Source organism: Candidatus Chloroploca mongolica (genome assembly GCF_004762035.2).
Classification (GTDB): Bacteria; Chloroflexota; Chloroflexia; order Chloroflexales; family Chloroflexaceae; genus Chloroploca; species Chloroploca mongolica.
The window spans coordinates 31309-51113 of sequence record NZ_SIJK02000023.1 but is presented as its reverse complement, the minus strand read 5'-3'; the positions used below and the strand labels follow the sequence as shown (position 1 = coordinate 51113).

16 protein-coding genes, 1 tRNA gene and 1 pseudogene are annotated in these 19805 nt (G+C 62.0%); 4 read left to right on the top strand and 14 right to left on the bottom strand.

Annotated features, from left to right (window positions below; all coding sequences use genetic code 11):
- Positions 1–518 precede the first annotated feature (518 nt).
- Positions 519–692 carry a hypothetical protein gene (locus EYB53_RS13625; protein ID WP_167857401.1) on the top strand — a complete coding sequence of 58 codons (174 nt, stop codon included), beginning with the start codon at positions 519–521 and terminating at the stop codon, positions 690–692.
- Between the two features lie 171 nt (positions 693–863).
- On the opposite strand, the gene rpmB is transcribed toward EYB53_RS13625, so the two are convergent.
- Together rpmB and zigA are read right to left on the bottom strand one after the other, a co-directional pair.
- Positions 864–1256: a 50S ribosomal protein L28 gene (rpmB, locus tag EYB53_RS13620; protein ID WP_135478793.1), complete on the bottom strand. Its 393-nt coding sequence runs from the start codon at positions 1254–1256 to the stop codon at positions 864–866.
- Positions 1240–2520 (bottom strand): zinc metallochaperone GTPase ZigA, encoded by a 1281-nt coding sequence (zigA, locus tag EYB53_RS13615; protein WP_135478791.1) that lies wholly within the window; start codon positions 2518–2520, stop codon positions 1240–1242. The genes rpmB and zigA overlap by 17 nt, the downstream gene beginning before the upstream one ends.
- 275 nt (positions 2521–2795) lie before the next feature.
- Between zigA and EYB53_RS13610 the strand changes: the two genes are divergently transcribed.
- Positions 2796–3731, top strand: coding sequence for an apurinic/apyrimidinic endonuclease family protein (locus tag EYB53_RS13610; protein ID WP_135478789.1), 936 nt, complete (start codon positions 2796–2798; stop codon positions 3729–3731).
- A gap of 201 nt (positions 3732–3932) precedes the next feature.
- Here EYB53_RS13610 and EYB53_RS13605 read toward each other — a convergent pair whose 3' ends face one another.
- The 3 genes from EYB53_RS13605 to EYB53_RS13595 form a co-directional block, all read right to left on the bottom strand.
- Entirely contained in the window at positions 3933–4868 is a 936-nt protein-coding gene (locus EYB53_RS13605) for a YihY/virulence factor BrkB family protein (protein ID WP_167857400.1), read from the bottom strand.
- Positions 4852–5910, bottom strand: coding sequence for a patatin-like phospholipase family protein (locus EYB53_RS13600; RefSeq protein WP_135478778.1), 1059 nt, complete (start codon positions 5908–5910; stop codon positions 4852–4854). The genes EYB53_RS13605 and EYB53_RS13600 overlap by 17 nt, the downstream gene beginning before the upstream one ends.
- 140 nt (positions 5911–6050) lie before the next feature.
- Positions 6051–6416, bottom strand: coding sequence for a VOC family protein (locus tag EYB53_RS13595; RefSeq protein WP_135478775.1), 366 nt, complete (start codon positions 6414–6416; stop codon positions 6051–6053).
- Positions 6417–6775: 359 nt separating this feature from the next.
- Between EYB53_RS13595 and EYB53_RS13590 the strand changes: the two genes are divergently transcribed.
- Both EYB53_RS13590 and EYB53_RS13585 read left to right on the top strand, forming a co-directional pair.
- A complete protein-coding gene (locus tag EYB53_RS13590) occupies positions 6776–7096 on the top strand; it encodes a DMT family transporter (protein ID WP_135478773.1) in 321 nt (106 codons plus the stop codon).
- A 120-nt stretch (positions 7097–7216) separates the two neighbouring features.
- Positions 7217–7302 (top strand) — tRNA-Leu (locus EYB53_RS13585).
- Between the two features lie 203 nt (positions 7303–7505).
- Here the strand turns inward: EYB53_RS13585 and EYB53_RS26630 are convergent.
- From EYB53_RS26630 to EYB53_RS13535, 9 genes and pseudogenes are all read right to left on the bottom strand, one after another.
- A pseudogene (locus EYB53_RS26630) lies at positions 7506–8351 on the bottom strand (tyrosine-type recombinase/integrase); the annotation flags it as partial.
- A gap of 193 nt (positions 8352–8544) precedes the next feature.
- Positions 8545–8784: a helix-turn-helix domain-containing protein gene (locus EYB53_RS13570; protein WP_167857399.1), complete on the bottom strand. Its 240-nt coding sequence runs from the start codon at positions 8782–8784 to the stop codon at positions 8545–8547.
- Between the two features lie 140 nt (positions 8785–8924).
- Positions 8925–10235 (bottom strand): hypothetical protein, encoded by a 1311-nt coding sequence (locus tag EYB53_RS13565; RefSeq protein ID WP_135478766.1) that lies wholly within the window; start codon positions 10233–10235, stop codon positions 8925–8927.
- Between the two features lie 73 nt (positions 10236–10308).
- On the bottom strand, positions 10309–11367 hold the full coding sequence (locus EYB53_RS13560) for a replication-relaxation family protein (RefSeq protein WP_135478764.1): 1059 nt from the start codon (positions 11365–11367) through the stop codon (positions 10309–10311).
- A 340-nt stretch (positions 11368–11707) separates the two neighbouring features.
- Complete coding sequence (locus tag EYB53_RS13555; protein WP_135478762.1) at positions 11708–15181, bottom strand: hypothetical protein; 3474 nt, start codon at positions 15179–15181, stop codon at positions 11708–11710.
- A complete protein-coding gene (locus tag EYB53_RS13550; protein WP_135478760.1) occupies positions 15178–16503 on the bottom strand; it encodes a hypothetical protein in 1326 nt (441 codons plus the stop codon). Before EYB53_RS13550 ends, EYB53_RS13555 begins: the two co-directional genes overlap by 4 nt.
- Before the next feature lie 41 nt (positions 16504–16544).
- On the bottom strand, positions 16545–18869 hold the full coding sequence (locus EYB53_RS13545; protein ID WP_135478758.1) for a VirB4 family type IV secretion system protein: 2325 nt from the start codon (positions 18867–18869) through the stop codon (positions 16545–16547).
- On the bottom strand, positions 18866–19378 hold the full coding sequence (locus tag EYB53_RS13540) for a hypothetical protein (protein ID WP_135478756.1): 513 nt from the start codon (positions 19376–19378) through the stop codon (positions 18866–18868). Before EYB53_RS13540 ends, EYB53_RS13545 begins: the two co-directional genes overlap by 4 nt.
- Before the next feature lie 161 nt (positions 19379–19539).
- Positions 19540–19773 (bottom strand): hypothetical protein, encoded by a 234-nt coding sequence (locus EYB53_RS13535; RefSeq protein WP_135478754.1) that lies wholly within the window; start codon positions 19771–19773, stop codon positions 19540–19542.
- Positions 19774–19805 lie beyond the last annotated feature (32 nt).

Genomic DNA, 19805 nt, shown 5'->3' with positions numbered 1-19805 from the left:
AGCCTCCGCATCGCAATCGGGCGAAATATGCATTTTTCGGCGGCGTCCCAGTGCGGCAAAAACGATCTCACACCAAGCGTTGAAGTCGGCTGAGCCTTTTGGGATACTGCTGGCAAACCCCTCCTCAGCCGGCACCTGCGTTTTTCGGGTCGTCTTGCATCGAAAAATTGCGCTTGGTGCGCCCTGGGCCAGCAGGCGAGGTCGTCACAGCCCTTCTCCGCCGAAAACCACAATCGTCCGGTAGAGGGTAAGGGCTGTTTGAGAGGATGGCGCGTATGCAGAGTTCGCCAGCAGTATCTTTTGGGGGTAGATTTTTTATTCACGGGCCGAGGGAGCGTCATGGCGTTGGATTGGTTCGCCTTAGGTTGGCGGTGTCGTTGGCCAGGGTTCGGGAGACAAGCGTTGCGGCATGGGGATGGGGTGCTGGTTCAGGGCCCGCACCAAGGGGTGCCAACGCCAGCCATGTCATTCCGAACGAAGTGAGGAATCTTCACTGCGACCCATGAATCTTCCCTGCTGTGCATGGAAGACCCCTCGCTGCGCTCGGGGTGACAATGCTGGCGCGGCGGGTGACACGGCGGGTGCGGCGGGTGACACGGCGGGCGCAGCGGGGTGACACGGCGGGTGTGGCGGGTGACATGGCTGGCGCAGCGGGGGTGCCAACGCCAGCCATGTCATTCCGAACGTCGTGAGGAATCTTCACTGCGGCGCATGGAAGACCCCTCGCTGCGCTCGGGGTGACAATGCTGGCGCGGCGGGTGACACGGCGGGTGCGGCGGGTGACACGGCGGGCGCAGCGGGGTGACACGGCGGGTGTGGCGGGTGACATGGCTGGCGCAGCGGGGGTGCCAACGCCAGCCATGTCATTCCGAACGGAGTGAGGAATCTTCGCTGCGGCGCATGGAAGACCCCTCGCTGCGCTCGGGGTGACATTGCTGGCGCAGCGGGTGACACGGCGGGTGCAGCGGGGGGCCAGGGCGGAGGCCTTGGGGTGGTTCAATGCCCGCACCAGGAGGGCGATCCACCCCTTTGAGCCTGAGACCACGGTCACGCAGCGCGAGCATCAGACCCTTCTTTTCGATCTCGCGCAGCGCAGCCGCCGACAGGCGCAGCCGCACAAAGCGTTGCTCTTCGGGCACCCAGATCCGGTGATAGTGCAGATTTGGCTCCCAGCGACAGTTGGTACGCCGTTTCGAAAACGAGACATTATGGCCGTAGGATGGTTTGCGGCCAGTCAGATCACACCGTTTTGCCATTGCTTACGCTCCTTTCGTACGTGTCGTCATCGTCATCGTCGTCATACGCATCGAGAAACTCCCATGACCCGAAGGGATCCTCGAAGTGGGCCCACCCGTCAGGGCCGAGAGCCATTTCGCGCTCGGTCAGCAGACAAGCATCGAGTTCAGCGCGCAAGGCGGCCTCATCGAGATGCTGCCCAATCAGGACAAGCTCCTGGCGTCGGTCGCCCCAGGTCGGATCCCAGCGATTGACGAGGAACAACTCGTGCTCAGGATCATCGGGCACAGCCTCTTCGGGCAGCGCGGCCCACCAGCGGCCACCTGGCTCAACGCGGCAGGCACCGCCGGCCTGTGACCATACGCCGTTCAACTCCATGCGGGTAGCTAACCAGAAGAGCCCCTTGGAGCGCAGCACACCGGGCCAGGGTTGGTTGATCAGATCCCAGAAGCGCTGAGGATGAAACGGACGCCGGGCGCGGTAGACAAAACTAGCGATGCCGTACTCCTCGGTCTCGGGCACATGCTCACCGCGCAGTTCCTTGAGCCAGCCGGGAGATTGGGCGGCGTGTTCGAAGTCGAAGCGACCGGTATTGAGCAGCGCGTTGAGCGGCACCTGACCAAAGCTGGAGCGAATGATCTGGGCCTCGGGATTGAGTTTATGCAGCAGCGCCTCGAGCTGATCAAGCTCATCGGGCTCCACCAGATCGGTCTTGTTGAGCACAAGAAGATCGGCGAACTCGATCTGATCGATCAGCAGATCGACCACCGTTCGCTCATCGCCTTCACCGGCATCGAGGTTGCGGTCGCGCAACTCATCGAGCGACGCAAAATCCTGGGTAAAGTTAAAGGCATCGATTACCGTCACCATCGTATCGAGACGAGCGAGATCACCGAGATTGACGCCATCAGGCCCGGGAAAGGTAAAGGTCTCGGCGACCGGCAGCGGCTCGGCGATCCCGGTCGACTCGATCAGCAAATAATCGAAACGACCTTCGCGGGCGAGGCGCGCCACCTCAACGAGCAGATCCTCGCGCAGGGTACAGCAAATACAGCCATTAGACATCTCGACGAGGCGCTCTTCGGTACGGCTGAGCGCGGCCCCGCCACCGCGCACGAGTTGCACATCAATATTGACCTCGCTCATATCGTTGACGATCACCGCGACACGCAAGCCCTCACGATTCGCGAGCACATGGTTGAGCAGCGTCGTCTTGCCCGAGCCAAGAAACCCCGAGAGCACCGTCACGGGCAGGCGGTGCAGAGGTACGGGAGTTGCTGTCATAAGTGATACATTCTATCAATAATACAAGGCGAAAAAGAACGACTCACGGCGAGTCGATTATGCTGGTAATGATAAAATATATCATTGTGCTTGTCAAGGAGCGAGCGTCAAACAAGTAGGGCGCTTGCGGGATGCATACACAGAAGATGCAATCGCCCTGGTCAAACAAGGTATGTCCGTGGTATCGGGCGGCCAGGCCGCCCGATACCACGGACATACCTATGGTATAATCTACACGGAAACGTATAAACACCCCTCGGCTAGGGAGGTCTGGCATGGTACGACTGGGTTTTGTCGTGCGGGCAATTGGGCGCCCGGGCTTAGCAAGTGGTGGCAAGCGCGAGCGAGGGGCACATTTGAGCCTTGATCTCGCACGGCTCGGGGATATGGTGGGCTATCTGGGGCAGATCCAGGTACGCTACTACCGCGCAGCGCTGGTGCTCACGGCACGCGACGGATTTGGGCAACTGGCGGCGTGTGCCGATCAACTCGATCTGCTGGCCGAGCGAGTTGCAGAGGCGGGCCTCCGCATCACGCTGCACCTTGAGCATGGGTTAACGCTAGCGAGCGCTGATGCCGAGCTTGCGCAGCGCAGTGCGGCGACAATCGAGGCAGCGGCGGCGCTGCTCGCGGCACTCGATGGGCAGCGCCGTTCAGCGCAAATCGAGGGCATCGTCGTCGCGCATCTGGGAGCGGCGGCGGATGATCCACTGAGTTACCGTCGCTTTGCGCTGCGTTACCGGGCACTCTCGCCGCGGGCGCGGGCGCGTCTGGCGCTGGAGCATGAAGCCAACGGGCCGAGTCTTGGGCAATTGCTAATGTTGCACGAGCAGTGCGGGATCCCGCTTGTCTTTGACACGTTGCACTGGGAACTGCACAACCCAGAGGGCTTCAGCCTGCCTCTTGCGCTCGGGCTGGCGCTGGCGACCTGGCCGCCGGGGACGCGGCCCGAGGTTCACCTGAGCACGCAGCGCACTGAGGCGCACCTCTTGTCGGGGCGGGCCGGGACACCGATGCGCATTGTTGCGCCGCGGGTAGGGCAACATGCCGACTTCATTGCCCCAGGCGACCTGATCAGGTTACTGGTTGCAGCGCGTGGCTTGCCATCATTTGACATCATGCTCGAAGCGAAAGGGGGTGATCTGGCGCTCGCGCGCTTGCGGAACGACCTTGCGCGTTCAGCACCAGAGCTTGCCGCGAGGCTTGGCTGAGGTAGCGGGCAGGTAAGGCGAGAAGCAATACCTTTTGACGCAAAGGCGCGAAGGCGCAAAGCTGTGGATGCAGATCCATCAAACCTTCGCGCCTCTGCGCCTTTGCGTCAAATATCCCGCCTTATTGGCAGGGCAAAGCATCAAGGCAACCAGGGGTTGCCAACGGGGAGGACAGCGCGGCCAAAGAGATCCTGGAAGAAATCAGGTGGGTGCAACGTTACGCACAAGCAACTTGGTCAACTCGGCGCAACTAAAGAGCACAATGGCATTGATGTAGGTCCAGAGTTGCAGTGCAAAGATCGTGCCGATCGCACCATAAATGCTCATGCCACTAAAAAAACGGATATAGAGTCCGAGGCCATAGGTCGTGATCAACACCGCAACGGCGCAGACAAAGCCGGGCACGACAATATCGCGCAGGCGCAACAGGACAGGGGGCATCACCCAGAGCAAAAGGATGAAGATCAGGCTATAGATAAAGAGCAAGATCAACGGAGCGAGCAGTGAACTGAGGGTACTGCCGATCATGGGCAGATCGTTGAGCAACGCACGGGCAAGACTGAGCAGGAGATAGATAATCAAGCCAACGGTTGCGATCAACGGGGCGACAAAGACGATGCCAAACGCGATCAAGGCATCAACGATACGCCCTGGCAGGGTTGCGCGGAGACGTCCGAGCGAAGAAGGCGTGGGAGGGACGAGCTGCTCGTTACGCCAGATCCAGCGAAAGGCATACCGGAGAAAGCGAAAGCCCGAAGAGGCGCTAAAGAGCAGCATCCCAATGCTCACCCCGGCCACGAGCAGCGACTGATTCTGCACCCGTTCGAGGAACGTCGTCAAGATATCGGCGAAGGTCGGGCCAACGAGATCCGTAATCTGACGAACAAAACGTTCAGCAGCGACCGGATCAACCATGCGGAGCAGGAGACCGGGCAGCGAAATAATCAAAATGAGGAGCGGCACGATAGAGAGCGTACTATAGTAGACCAGCGCCGCACTGAGGGCACGGCCGCCATCGTCTTTGAAGGCAGCGTAGGTGCCCCGCAGCAGAACCAGCAGGCGGGCGACGTCATGGCGGATTTTCTCACCTACTGAACCGAGCATCGACGAGGAACGGTGCTCAGGTTGTAGCGACATTGGCATTCCAGTTTGCAAGAAACGCATCAGCCTGAGCCTCGCCATCGGCGATCAGATTCAGCAGAAAAGCGCGATCACGGTTCAGCTTCGAGATATAACTGAGGCGTGCATTCAATTCCGGGCTCATCCCAATCGAGTGAATATCCACTGCTTTCAGCCCGAGATCCTTGAGTTGCCCCTGGCGCACCCATTTTGAAACCTTGTTAATCACATCGAGTTCGTGGTTGAGCGAGAGATTGCCAGCAAGTGCATTGCGCCGATCCTCGATCTCCTCAATGCTCGTTGGTTCCTGGCTAATGCGCTGCGAATTAATGCGCACCACCCAGATCTCATCTGGTTTGAGCGCCGGATCAATGCCCACAACAAGCTGGCGCACCGGCGGATTCTGCGAAAAGAGCCCGTCCCAATAGACTTCATCATCGATCTTGATCGCCTGAAAGAGCGTCGGCAGGGTCGTTGACGCCAGCACCGCATCAACGCTAATCTCGGCCTTCATCGAATCGAAGGCCTTAAACGTACCAGCCAGAACCGCAATCGCGCCAAGCAACAAACGGGGCTGATTGACCGGCTGTTGTATTTCATCGACATGAAAATACTTTTCCAGCAACATCCGCAGATCGAGGAATTCTGGGCGAGGCGCGAACTGCTTGAGCAGGTCATTTGCCAGCACCATCTGCGGCGTATACGGACTCGACTTCAGGGCTGGCAGCTTGCCGCGCACCTGCATATTCAACAACGTCATCGTCCAATCATTCCAGAAGCGTTCCCATGGCAACTGAGGCGCATTATCGAGCCAGAAATCTTGGAGGGTCGCGCTAATCTGCTCACGCTGCCATTCGCCACGTTCCACCTTGATCAAGCCATACCAGGCGAGGGCGGCGCAGATCGCGCCACCGGAGGTACCAGTCAACGCACAGATCTGATAGCGGCCATGGGCCTCATCACGCAGCAACGACTTCAGCACCCCGGCCGTAAAGGCCGTATGGCTGCCCCCGCCCTGGCAAGCAATTGCGACCCGACGTGGACTTGTTTGGCTAGACATAACAGTTCCCTCAATTCTGTACGCGCAAAAGGTTGACCCGTGTTGACGCAAAGACGCAAAGACGCAAAGACGCAAAGCTATGGATGGAGCTAGATCAGACCTTCGCGCCTCTGCGCCTTTGCGTCAAACTCCTCGAGCCGTCACGGAAACGGATGGAGAAAGCGTTGGATTTCGACGCGATAGCCATCGGGATCGCGGGCAAAGAAATGATAAATCTGATAGCGCGGATTTTCGCGGGGCGGAGCATCGACGGAAACCCCGCCAGTGGCGAGGCGCTCATACCAATGATCAACCTCGGGGGTCACGAGGGTCACAATCAACCGATCATCAGCAGCGAGCGGCCCCTGCTCGTGCTGACAGAGACCAACAAACGCACCGGGCGCAACCTGATAGATCTGAATACCGCCCTGATCGAGCACCAGCTTTAATCCTAGAATCTGGCTGTAAAACTGATAACTACGCGCAAGATCAGTGACAGGAAAGAAGAGGATGTGGCTGTCAAACATCGCGTGTGTCCTTGGGGTTAAGGCAAGGAAATAGGAAATAGGAAATAGGAAATAGCTGAACGCAGGGTTGTGTCCTAGCGTCTTTGCGTCAACCGTTGGCTTGAGCGGATTGTCCTGGGGTATTATATAGCAACCTGAACGGGTTTGTAAAAGGGTGTCGTGCTGGTACGTGTTCACGTTTGGGGCAACAGGCAAGCCTGGGAGCGAGGGCGTCCCGCCCTCGAAGGCATCCCGAGGGCGGGACGCCCTCGCTCCCAGGAGAAGTGTGAACACTTGATCGTGCTGCGGCAGCGCCTGGGCAGGGTTTTGGGGCGTAACCCCAGTTCACTGAAGACCAATGACGTGCAAGGAAGAACGAAATGGCATGGATTGTCCTCATCATCGCGGGCCTAATGGAAATGGCGTGGGCCTTGCTCTTAAAACAGACGCAAGGGTTCACGCAAGTGGGACCAACGATCGGCTTCATCATCACCTTAAGCCTGAGCATGGGACTGCTCGGCTACGCCTTGCGCACGCTACCGGTGGGCACCGCGTACGCCGTCTGGACAGGCATCGGCGCAGCGGGCACCGCCATTGTCGGCATGATCTGGCTTGGCGAACCACGGGACGCGTTAAAGCTCATCTCGTTAGCCATGCTGATCGGCGGCATCATCGGCTTACGGATCAGCGCCGGGGAGTAGATTTTGGTCAACAACCGGTTCAGCAAAGCTGAACCGGTTGTTGACCAGGGGGTGATGGCAGCGCGGCGGCAACGGAAGCGAGCGCAGGGCTGATCGCATGGTATAATCAGGGGAACGTCAGCCGGAGTGGCGAAAAGGCAAACGCTGCGGTCTTAAAAACCGCTGGGGGCAACCCCTTACGGGTTCGAGTCCCGTCTCCGGCACCAGCATTGGGATGCTCTGGAACGCGCCCCTCCTTGAGGGGCGCGCCGTCGTCTTGAGGGCTGGTGTGAGTGATGGTGTGAGTGATGCCTGCATCGGACTGCTCCAACTTCTGTGATAACCCCGCAATAGCGCTTGCTTTCGCATCATCCAGGGCATGGGCATAGATGACTGCCGTTATCGCTGGGGAACTGTGCCCCAGAATTTTCGCGACCGTTACCAACGGCACCCCATCAGTTAGCATTAGGGTTGCAGCGGTGTGGCGGAGATCGTGAAAGCGTTTACTTGGTAACCCAGACCGTTTTAGCATGCGCTTGAAATGTTGGACAAGGTCTGAGCCATGAATGGGTGCCCCCGTTTCGGTGACAAAGAGCAGCTGGTGGCGATCTTTCCAGGCCGTGCCCATCAGGGCCCGTTCTTCGTCCAAAACACGTACATGCTCGCGCAGGATTTTCACCAGAGCCTGATCCAGCGTAAGGGTTCGTTCCCCCGCGCGCGTTTTGGTCGTTTGCAAGACAAAGACGCGCTTGCCCTCGGTGTTGGTGATGCGTTGCAGTTGACGGCAAATCCGTAGCGTTCCCGCCTCAAGATCCAGCGCGTCCCGGGTCAACCCAAGCAACTCACCTTGGCGTAAACCCAGGTTGACGGCCAGGCGATAGAGTGCGTACCAGCGATGACCCTCAACGGCTTTGAGCAAAGTCTGGGCCTGTTCAAGGTCAAATGGCAGAATGGGTGGTGTACGCACTGATGGAAGTTCGATGTTCTCGGCGACGTTACGTATAATATACCGCTGACGTACCGCGACGGCAAGTGCTTTGTGCAAACGGGCATGGGCATTGCGTACGGTCTGGGCTGCGATCTGGGTACACAACTGGTTGACCCAGACCTGTACGTCGATGGGCGTGAGCTTGTTGAGCCGCTTCTTGCCCAGTGGCGCATCCTCAATGTAGCGCCGAATGACGCCCTGATAGTCCTCGCGAATGTTGGGTTTCAAATTGATGGCGAAGGTGTTGAGCCAGATCGCACACCATTCGGCAACCGTTGGCTGGGTCATCGCCAGATCGACCCCTTGAAGGTGTTGATCCTGGAGTTCCCGCAGTTTGGCGCGCGCCTCGCGGAGACTCCCGGCGCGTCGTCGAATGGCACGTCCATTTTCGAGGTAGATCTGGGCGATCCACTTGCCCGACCCTTTTGGGTATTCGTAGGTTGAGCCTTCGCCGTTGGAACGGCCTTTGCGCTTGCCCATGTTAACACCGATTCCGAACCTGATACGCTCGCAGATCAGCCATAGCGATGCGGCGTAATTTGCCTCGCCCAATGGCGGTGAGTTCGCCCTGGGTGATGAGGCGGCGGATCGTCCGTGGGTCGTAACTGAGTAGTGCGGCTGCTTCGCGAATCGTGACCTGAAGGGGTTCTCGCGGTACCTGCACTGGCGAAGACTCTCTGGCGTTCGATGAGCGCTCAAACTCGGGTTTGGTCATTTCCATCACTGGTTCCTCTCTCTGCATAGGACAGGTGTAGAAGCACGGGGAGAACCCATTGAACCCGGGTTGCCCTGCTGGCCGGTGCGATGTGAGGATGATGATGGGGCCGATTCTACTACGTCCTGCCTACAACGTCAATGCTGTTATACGTCCTTCGTCAATTCCTGGCGATCGGGGGTGCGTGGCTTGCTGGTACGTGCAGGTATGGAGACCGAGGTTACCGCAGAAGTGACGGCACCTGTGACCTCCTCGTTGGGCGCGTCTGCGTCGGTGAATGTGGCTTGTGTTGCCTCCTCGGTGGGCGCTGGCGTGTCAGCGAGCCTGGCTTCCGCTGGGCCGTGGCTGGGCGTGGTGGTGAGGGTGTCCTGGGCGGCCTGATCCGCGAGCGTCGAGGCCGCTGGTGTGCCATCCTGGGCGGCCTGGTCAGTGGGGGCCGCGATCACGTCATCGGTCGGATCCTCTGGCCCGGCCTGCGCCGCGACGATCCGGCGCGGGCGCTGCCGGGCGCGGCGGTCGTCCTGGCGGGCGCGTTGCTGGGCGCTGCGCAAGGCCTGCGCTTCGGCCACGCTCGCCGGGCTGCCTGCGGTCAGCGCCACGTAGCCCGCGATCACCCGCGTCCGCGTCGTCTCCTGCAAGCGCCGCCGCTGGCGGGCGTAGCGCCGCTCGGCGTCGCGCAGGGCCTGCGGGCTGCGGGCGGCGGCCTGCTCGTCCGGCCAACTCGCATCCAGCGCCGCGACCGCCCGGTCAACCTCCACCCCGCGCAGCGGTACCAGGTAGCGTTCCAGCATGCCTTCAATGCAGACCTCGTTGCCCGCCCGCATTAGGTTCGGCGCGTCTGGGTGGTCAAGCGGGATGGCAACCGCGACGTTGGCCGGTTCGCTCAGCCGGGCGCGGCTGTGACGGCGCGTGCGTTCGACGACGACCCGCACCGTGGTCACGGCGATGCGCACCGGGCGGTCAGGGTGGCGCAGGATGCGCGTCGTGGTCAGCACGGTGCCAGTGAGCCAGACATCGCAGCCGGGTTCGTCGTCGGCGGTGGCGAGGGCCAGGCTGCGGGCGCGGAAGTGCAGTTCACTGGCCCGCCGCCCGCGCTCGGTCAGGTCGAGGGCGTAGCGGGGGTCGGTGGTCTGCACCCATTCCAATTCGCCCTCGGCAGCCAGCAGGGTGCCAGGGGCGGCGTCGGTGAGCAGCTCGCTGCCGGCGACGTTGCCTTCGAGGTGGAGGGTGATCTGAAAGGGTTTGCCAAAGGGCGAGGGGACTTGCAGCACGGCGCGTTGTTCGGTGCCTTGGACATCGTTGACGCGCTGGACGAGCGTGGCGCGGGGGCGTTCGCCGGGGCTGCTGGCGACCACCTCGGGGCGGTTGGCGGCCTCGCGGCGCGAGATGGTCTGGGTATCGAGTGTCCCGACAAGGCGGACGTGGTTGAGCGTGCGCTCCGTTGCTTGACTGGTCATGGAAGTTTCTCCTTTTATTAGGTGTAGACGGGACGAATTGTCCCCGGGGGGCCAAGCGATTCAGGTGTCGTTGTTAGCGCTTTATCCGTAACATACGCTGTAGGCGTTCCTCCTCTTCCGGACTCAGGGTGGGGCGAAGGCGTGGTGGAGCGGAGAACAGACTGCGCTCGCTGACCAACCCCCGGTCACATTCAAGCCAATAATCATCGCGCAGCCAGGCATCCGTGGTCATAATCCATTTGCCCACGGGCCAGGCGTCGCGCCAGAGATTCAAGATGTGTTCGAGCCGCCGGGTCGATGGGGTAAGCCAGATCGGCAAGGGAAAGCGGCCGTAGCGTTGTTCCCAGGCGGGGGTACCGGCGTGCTGATAATGGACTGCTTTGCCCGCAATCACGGTCGCGGGTTCGGTGTCGCGGTCGTTTTCAAGGGCGTAGCGCACGCGGCGTTCGCCGGGCAAGGTTGGGTCGCGTGACCAGGGCACGAGGTTGGGATGGTCGAACGTGCCACCAAGCGTAATGATGATCAGGGCATCCATCAGTGGACGACTCCTGGCGGGATCGAGGCGGACTTCGCGTTCGATATAGAGCCCGCTGAGGCCTCGTTGATTGCCATAGTTGTAGGCACGGCCAAGTTCAATCATGCGCACAATCGCCTCGCTAGTCGTTGAGTCGTGCAGGGCCATCTTGCGTGAACGGGGCTCTTTATACTCGGGTGGATACTGGTCGTGTGCTCGGATCAGGTCACGTCCCTTGCGGGTCACTGACCAGAGCGCTGCCTGTCGCACCGGCGTTGAGCAATGCGGTAACCAGCGTGCCCATTGTCGCCGCGCAATGATGCCTTCGTCTTGCAGCCCACGCAGCAGATACTGGGTGGCTCGCAGGGTGTGCGTACCCATCCACAGGCGGTGGATGTGGCTGGTGCTGAGTTCGCCGAGCCAGGCGAGGGAGATCAGCACGTTGTGAACATCAATGGTGTCGTCCATGGTCGGAGAAAAAAGCGGAAAAACCCGTCTTTCAATCGCCCCTGCCGGAGCGTCGATCTGGCCCTTCTGCATCAGGACGCGGAAAAACAGGGCAAACGAAGCGTCAGCGACCCGCAAACGAAGCGGCAACGAAGCCCAGACGAACCGCAAACGAAGCGGGCATGAAGCCCCTTGTGCGGCCCTTTTTCCGGGAAAACGTTTCCCAGGCCCGGCGTTGCAGGGCAGATCACGGGTAAAGGCCCCCCGATCTGCCCGGTGGGAAACAGGGAAAAACGTTCCCACCTGAAGCCTGTCCCGGTGCGTTGGGCACCGGTTACGATGACGTCTGGGCGACGGCAGAAGTCGCATACGGGCACGTCTGGTTGGTGCTAGCACCAGTGCCAGCACTGGTGCTAGCACGTGCCTGCGATATGCGCACTGCCCTTGGGTACCCCAATTCATGGGCAGTTCCTCTTCTTGTGCATGGAGCGCAAGAGGCGCATCCTGGCGATCATGAGACATGGGGTTCCTCCATTTCGTACGGGTGCTTAACATCATCAGGTTCGGCGCGGATCAGGCGAGGTGGTTGACGTTGCTCGAGTTCTTGATGATGGGGTTGTTGGGTGGCACGGGACTCGCGACCTTCATCGTTGTGCCGTAGGCTATGACTCTGCGCTCTGCTGCCAGGATAGCGGGGTACCGATAGGCTGCCAGCTTGAGCGGGATCACCAGTCAAGGCGTGTCGAATGCGCGCATACTCAGCCATTGCCAGGAGACGGGGGCGTGCGGCGATGAGCCGGGAAAGCCATTGCTGGCGCGTGGGTGTATCGGGAATGCAACCGGGATGGGCGCGAATGTAGGCCCAATGGGTGGTGCGAATGGCATCCCAGCGTGCAAGTAGCATATGCCAGCGTTCGTCATCACAGGCGGCTAACTGAGCAACGATGGCCTCGCGATGGAGCTGATGATCACCATACATCAGGTCACACACGACGCGGTCAAACAGAGGCGTAGGCGAGGCTGTTGGCGGCACGGTCTGCCATGGAGGGCCATCATAGGGTGGCACGTCGAGCGTCAATGGTTGACGCCAGGGCAGTGGGCGCATTGAGAAGAGGCGGGTCAGGCGTCCATGAACGCCAATCCATGCATATTGATGGTCACGCGGGTCTTGCCCAGCAATATCCGATGCCGTGATCCCACTCTCGGCATAGTGTCGCGCATACATGGTTGCGTCGGGTTCCTGGGTGCGCAGGAGAATGCGGTTGGAAATGGCGGTCAGGGCATAATCGGCAAGATCGCCCAATTGGCGGTGAACCTGATTCGCAATAATGGTCACGATGCCGAAGGCCCGAACCTGGGTCAAGGCATCGCGTATATCTTTGGTATCACAGTGTTCGACGAGCACCTGGAACTCGTCGCCGATGAAGCCATACTCGGGGCGGGTGAGGTCGGTGCCAGGACGACTGAAGGCGGCGCGCATCAAGGCTTGAAACAGCAGCATGCCAACAGGCCCGGCCAGTGCTCCGAGGGCGCGATGGGGCAAGGGGACGAGCACGATCTGACGTTCGGCGATCACGGTGCGAAACGAAAGGGCTGGGGTCATCTGGTTGAAGAGATAGCGGGTGAGTTCGGAGTCGAGCAGCATATCGAAGCGGCTGATCAAGGCATCACGACTCACTTTTTGCTGCTCGCCAATCTGCGGAAACTCGATGTGCCAGAAGTCGCGCACCTCGACATTGTGACAATGGGGCAGCAGTTGCTCGCGGTAGCGCGCATCGAGCAGGGCTTGCTTGATGTGGGCAATGGTGGGATGCGCTTCCCCAGCCAGAACAAGCAAGGTGGCCTTGCGGAGATAGTTCTTCATGCGGGGCGCACGCGCCCAGGTTTCGGGGTCGAGGCGGGCGAAGATGGCTTCCATCTGGCCGAGTACCTGATCAAGTGCAGCTGGATCAGTAGGGTCAACTTCAGCGAGCGGGTTCAGGCCGACGGGCCAGTCATCGAGGACATCGAGCACGATGAGGCGGCCTTCGTCGGCGAGCGGGATGCGGGTGCGCATGACGGTGGCGAGGTTGCCCGCATCATCGCCTTTGCCGTCGATGAGCGTATAGCCACAGGGCCGCAACTGGTCGGCCAGGTTCGAGGCGAGTTGGGTTTTGCCGATCCCCGGCGGGGCGGTGAAGGCCAGGCCTTGCCGGGCATCGCGCAGCGGCAGGCCGATGGGGGCGTCCTGGTCGTCGCGGTGGCGTCCGATGCCGAGCACCAGCCGGGCGGGGGGCGTGGTGGCGTGCGGATCGGGCGGGTCACAGAAGGCCTCGGGCGGGGGCGGCAGATAGCGGGCGGGCAACCAGGCCACGAGGGAACCCAGGCTGGCGGTGGGCAGATGCCAGAGCCCGGCGAGTTCGTCGAGGCTGAGAATGCACGGGCCGCGCCAGGCGCTGGGGCCGAGCCAGGCCGGGGGGGGCGTGGCTCGCATGGGGCGGGCGAGCAGGGTGGCGAGGCGCTGCCGGGTGTGGTGCCCGCTGCGTCGTTGCAGGAGGGCGAGCGTTGCCAGGCCCAGGGCGGCGGCGAGCAGGCCCGTCAGGACGGGGGCGGGGACGCTGGTCGGCGGCAGGGGGAGGGCATGCAGGCCGTACCCGGCGAGCAGGCTGACGCCGAGGCTGCGGGCGAGCATGCCGAGCCGTGCCCCCCAGCCGGGCGGGTCAGGGCAGAACGTCGGCGGGAGCGGGAGGGTCTGGGGCTGGCCGCCGACCCAGCGCTGGACACGACTGCCACTGCGGGCGGCGTACTGGCCCAAGACGGCGTGGAGTTCGGCGAGTTCGGCGTGGGCCTGGGCGACGGTCGCGGGGCTGGTGGCGAGGGCGACGGCCTGCAAGGTGACATCGTAGGTGGGGCTGCCGAGTTTGCTTTCGAGGGCGCGGCCATCGGGACTGAGGGCGTAGTCCTGTTTGCTGCTGAGGCGGAGCATGCGGCGGAGGGCGCTGGCCCGCCAGCCTCGGGCGAGGTGACTATCATCCGGGCGCGGGCGGATGGTCAGGGCGGCGGCGGTGAGGGCCACGCCCTGCCGGGGCTGCATGGCGGCCATGAGCGGCCCGACGAGACTGGTGCCGGGGTCGTGGTCAGCGGCGTTGCGCAAGGGGTACCAGGGCGGCAGGGCTAGGTGCCAGGTGGCGTGGCAGAGCGTGCGGCCGGGGGTGGCGGCGGCGGCGAGTGGGTCGGGCCAGCGCTCGATCACGGCGTCGGGGGCCAGGCCGAGCAGGGTCTTGCGCAGCGCGGCGGCCCAGCGGTCGCGCTGGGGGCCGGTGCCGCCCGTGAGCACGACGCCCAGCGTGACGGGTTCGTCCGGGTGGGCGGTCATGGTGAGGCTGACGGTGGGACTGCGGCCCAACCAGGGCGAACTGACCGGAAGTTGGCGGTGGAGGGCGCGGAAGAGGTCGGCCCCGGTGGGGGTGGCACGGCTGGCACTGGGCATGGGCACGCGCACGCGCAGGGTCAACCGCCCGTGGGTGGGCCGGAGGCTGGTCTGCAGAACGAGCACCCCGGCGGCGAGGATGAGTTCGAGGGCGAGCAGGCTGAGGCCGAGCACGACGAGGGCTTCAAGGATGCGCCGTCCGGGGCCACGCAGGATGGCCTGGATGAGGGCCGCGCCCAGGCTGGGGAGGGCTGCCAGGCCCGCGGGCGGGTCAGCCTCGTCCCGGCGGGGTGGGCTATCGGGGCTGGGCAGGGTGTCGGCGGCCCCCTGGGGCGTCAGGCCGGGGAAGGCCGGGGCAGGCAGCCTCAGCCGGGTCACGGGCTGGGCGTCGGCCCAGCGCAGGAGCGGGGCCTGGGCCATGAGCAGGCTGAGGCTGAGCAACAGGAGCGCCCATGCGCCGAGCTTGGCCCAGGGCGGGGCGGGGGGCCGTTGCCCGAGCGGGGGCTGGGGGCGGTTCCCACGGCCCGGGGCGCGGGCCGTGCTGCGTGGGGTGCGGGGCGAGGCCGGTGGGTTCATGACGGGTCACCTCCAAAGGCAGCCAGCGCATCGTCGGCGGTGGGCAGGGGGGTGGCCTGCAACGCGGCGGCGAGCGCGGTCAGGTCAGTGACGGCCAAGGGGCGGGGCGTGCGCCAGGGCAGGCTGGGGCTGTCGGGCGGGGCGAGCACCCCGGCGCGGTCAAACCAGACGAGCAGGATGCGGGCGATGCTGTCGTTGAGGCTGGGATGGGCGAGCCGGACGAGGCGCTTTTTGGACAACCCGGATTGGCCTTTGCGGGAGGATTGAAAGCTGGGTTCCTGGACGAGTTGGGCGACGACGGTGCCGAGGGCAGCGGGGTCAGCCAGGCTGCCGGGGCCAGCGGGCCACGGGGATGTTTGCCCCAAACTGGACTGCGCCTCAGGTGGAGCCAAAGGCTCCGCTGGTTGGCTCAGGATTGCAGTGAGCCAGGTGGTCAACGTCGCATCAAGGCGATCAGGTGCCCCATGCACGTCAGAGGTTGTTGGCTGCTCAAGCTGCTGCGCGGGTTCAGGGGTGGCCGGGAACTCAGGTGAGTCTGGGTCGGTGGGGTTCGAGGCGTGCTCAAGCTGCTGCGCGGGTTCAGGGGTGGCCGGGAGCTCAGGTGAGTCTGGGTCGGTGGGGTTCGAGGCGTGCTCAAGCTGCTGTGCGGGAGCCGGGCTACTTGGCCGGTTGGTTGACTCGATAGCGAAGCCATTGTCTTCTGGAAGCAAGAGCACAGGCTGCTGTCGCCACCGACCACTGATGGGCAACCCTGAGGGAAGCGGTGGCGTCATCCACCGTTGCGCCAGTAGTCCTGGGAGTGGAAGAACGTGCCAGCCCGCCTGGCGCAGTACGGTGATGGGATCCGGCCCATCGTCGCCGACGGCCAGGATGAGATTGACGTGCAGGTCGGGGCTTGAGCGGCGGGTATGCCACTGCACCTGCCAGCGAGCCTCGTGCCACGGTGCGCGTAGAATGGCCTGGAGATCGCTCGTGCGTGATGGGAGAGCGCCAACCACACGAGTATATGGTCGCACGGCCAAGCCGTTGGCGATCAGGTGGAGCCGCAGATCGGGCCAATGTTCAGCAAGCATGCGGCGCAGAAATTCGCCACGGCAGCCAAGCTCACAGGCGTCACGTACACAGCCGCGACATCCCTCACTGACAACATACCAGCGCTCAGTTGAGCCAATGCGTACACGCACGCTCGTCAGGGGCGCGTGGCTCAAGTGACGGCGTAGACTCGCGCACCAGGCGGCATCATTCGCTGGCACCATCGGTCGTGATTCAGGAATGGTGATGCGCCAGAGATGACCGGAACCCATGTTAGGGATATGACCCATAAGATCTCCTTTCGGCTGGGTTGCGGAATAGACCTGCTTGCTCATGAGTTTCCCAGAGTCATTGCTTCGTGGGCATTTGGTTGCACATACATGCAATAGACATCGTTATCTACGACAACCACGGCATGGCCTGGCTCGGCATGCGCCAGATAATCCAGATGCATCGGGCGTAATTCAGGGATCGCCTCGTGGATGCGAGCCTGGGCCGGGGCATCCATGCGAAAGAGCACCCGGGCGCGGGCGTTGTCGAAGATGTCTTTGCCTTCGGGGCTTTCGAGGAAGATCTGCGGACTCTGATCGACGGCCACCAGGCCGAGGCTGTATTTGCGGGCGACTTTGCTGATCTCTGCCGCGACGCGGGCAAAGGCTTCAATCCGCGCCAGATAGCCGAACTCGTCGATGAGCAGCAGGGTCGGGCGACTGAGGTCGCGCTGAGGATCACGCATAAAGTGCAAGACGCCGTCGAGGAAGAGCAGACTGGCGAGCACGCGACTGGTTGGGGGAATAGCCGAAAGATCATAATAGGAAATATCGGCATCAAAGCGCCAGTCCACGGTGGTATGACCGTTGAACCGTTGGCCGCGACTCGTCTCGGTGATCAGCAGGCGCAGACTACGGGCCAGGGCAGCGCTTTCAGGTTCGCCCATACCGGCAAGGATCGTCACCAGATCGCTGAGCAAGGGCATTTCGGTGCGTGGCAGATCGGGATGCAGAGGACGATAGAGTTGGGTGAGTGCATGATCGAGCAAGCTCGCCTCATCTTCGCTGAAGATGCGGGGGAGAAACTGGCTGGTCTGACCTTGGGCCGAACTGATCGTGCGTCCGAGAATCAGCGCGAGCATGCGCTGCGCCTGGGCAACCTGATTCGGCAGCCAATGCTCATCGGTGAACAGAATATCGAGCGGGTTATAGGTGTCTTCCAGACTGAGGGCATAACAACGGGTACCGCCACCGGTGGCTGCTGCAATGCGTTGGGCATTGTGAAAGGCATCAATGCCAATCACCCGATAGCCTTCCAGCGCACTCCGCATCGTAAGAATGTTGAGAAAGAAGCTCTTGCCAAACCCTGATTTGCCCATCACGACGGTGTGGGCGGCTTGCCGGTTGCGGAAGAGATCAAAGAAGAGCGGGCCACCCCCAGGATAGGCAATGCCCCAGAAGATGCCGTCGGTGCGGGAGGGACGATGGGAGCCCAAAATACCGAGACAGCACCCAACCCCTTGCGAGAGCATGGTGTGCGGTTTGACGGGCAGGGTAATGCGCTGACGTGGCGTGCCACTCCAGAGCTTGAGTAACTCGCGTTGCCCATTCGGTGGGCGCAGAAACCGTATCTGGCTGCCCAGACGTGTCGCGATGGATGCCAGGTTCGTATCGAGCTGTTCAACGGTCGTCCCACTCACGAGAACCGCAAGTTGGACGGCATGGAGACTCTGGTCAACCAGATGCTGAAGAATCTGGGTTGCTGCATCCATAACCCGATGGGCACGGAGGTCAAGAACCTGATGGTCGCGAGCCACAACACGGGCGGCATTGTAGGCAAGTTCTGCAATGCGGGTAGCTGTATGGCGGGGGTAGGTATGAATGTCAATCGCGAGTGCCACATCGCAGGAGTCATCCAGCAGATCATGCAAGGTGGTTGCGTCCCAACGCCCACGTACTTCATAAGCGAGCAACCCGGCAAGATAAGGATGGCCTGGCTCATCGGGCATGAGGCGATGGGCCTGCTCTTGATAGCTCCCCGGAAGCACCGAGGGCAAGTGGTCAAGTTGCGTCACGCGGCGACCGAGCGCAGCTTGCAAGGCGGTCGCAATCGTCTGGGGACTCATGGTTGGAGGTTCCCAGGCATGCATCACAAAGGTAACGGTGCGCAATTGGCGTTGTTGGAGTTGGCGATAAAAGTGGGTCATCGCATGCGCCAGCGGGATGCGCCAGGTCAATGCTTGCAGGATGGTGCCCAGGGCCTCATTGAGTGCAGCCCAGAGCACGGGCGCATCGGCGTGGGTGGTGTGATCGGCTGTGAGCAAGACCTGCTGCATCGGCGGATCGTGGGCCAGCAGATCAAGCAGCGTTGCACTGATATCAGCCGGGAGGGCACGAAGTGCGATCCCTGGATCCGTCGAGGTTGTCCCTGCAAGCCTGGCTTGTAGCGCGGCGCGCACTGGCGTGACCATGAGGGCCAGTCGTTCGAGGGTGTGTTGGCGTTGTATGGTACGGGTGATCGGTGGGGTCATATCAAAGGCACGCGAGAACACCAGCAGGCGCATCGGTACCGGGACACTGGACACCGCCATGCCCAGGCGAGCCTCAAGCGCGTGCAGGTCGGGAATCTGTTCAATCGGAAAGCTGCCGAGTTGAAAACTACTCATGATGCTCCCTCATGGGCGTGATGATCGTGGCTGATGATCAGCTCGGAATGCTCACTGGCCTGCGCCAGATGCTCGGTCGCAACGCGTGGTGTGGAGCCGATGCGCGTGGGCTGTATGCTGCGGCTCGGTGCGACAACGGGCGTTGGCATCCGGCGACGGCGAATGGGGCCACCGCGTGGTAGCGGGCGATCCGGGGGCGCACTGCTTGCGGTGCCAGGCAGATGGGTTGGCGTAATCCGAGCCCCATTCAGGTGACGTTCGAGCCAGCCGCGCCCCGCCCAGAGCAGCCGGGTATAGGGCGGAAGGCCATTGATATCGATGGTCAACCCAATGCCTAACAGCGCTGCCAAGAGCACGATGCTGATCCGCAACACCCCAGGGAGCCCATAACTGAGCAGATAGACGGGCACGGCGATCAGGATCAGGCCGACCGCGTTTTCCAGGGTCAGGAACATCGCGATCTTCTCACTCCGACGATTTTGAATCTCTTCAAGTTGGTCATATGGCATAGCGGCACTCCTTTGCTGGCCGGTGCGATTTTCGCCCCTTGGGTATCAACCCGAGGGCTGGATCGCTTGCCCTGGTCGTCCTCAGGGCTGGTTTCTTGTCGTAGGGAGCACCCACCTGTCCTTGGCCGGTGCTCCCCAATGGTTAGGCGGCTGAAGGTGATCTAGCCGCCGCCAAGTCCGTAGAGCGCCGTGACGAAGGTCAGCGCAAAGCCGAGAAAGGCAATGGTGAGCATCGCACGTTGGAAGTAGCCCCGCATGGTTTGCCCCCAATCGGGGATGATCGGCGTCAAGAGTAACGCCAGGCCCCAGAGCACGAACCCAACAACGCCAATGGGAATAACCAGGGTCAAGAGGTTCGTTTGCAGGCTGGTAAAGATGGTGTTAATTTCACCCATGATGATCTCTCCTCCATACCAGAGTAGGCAGG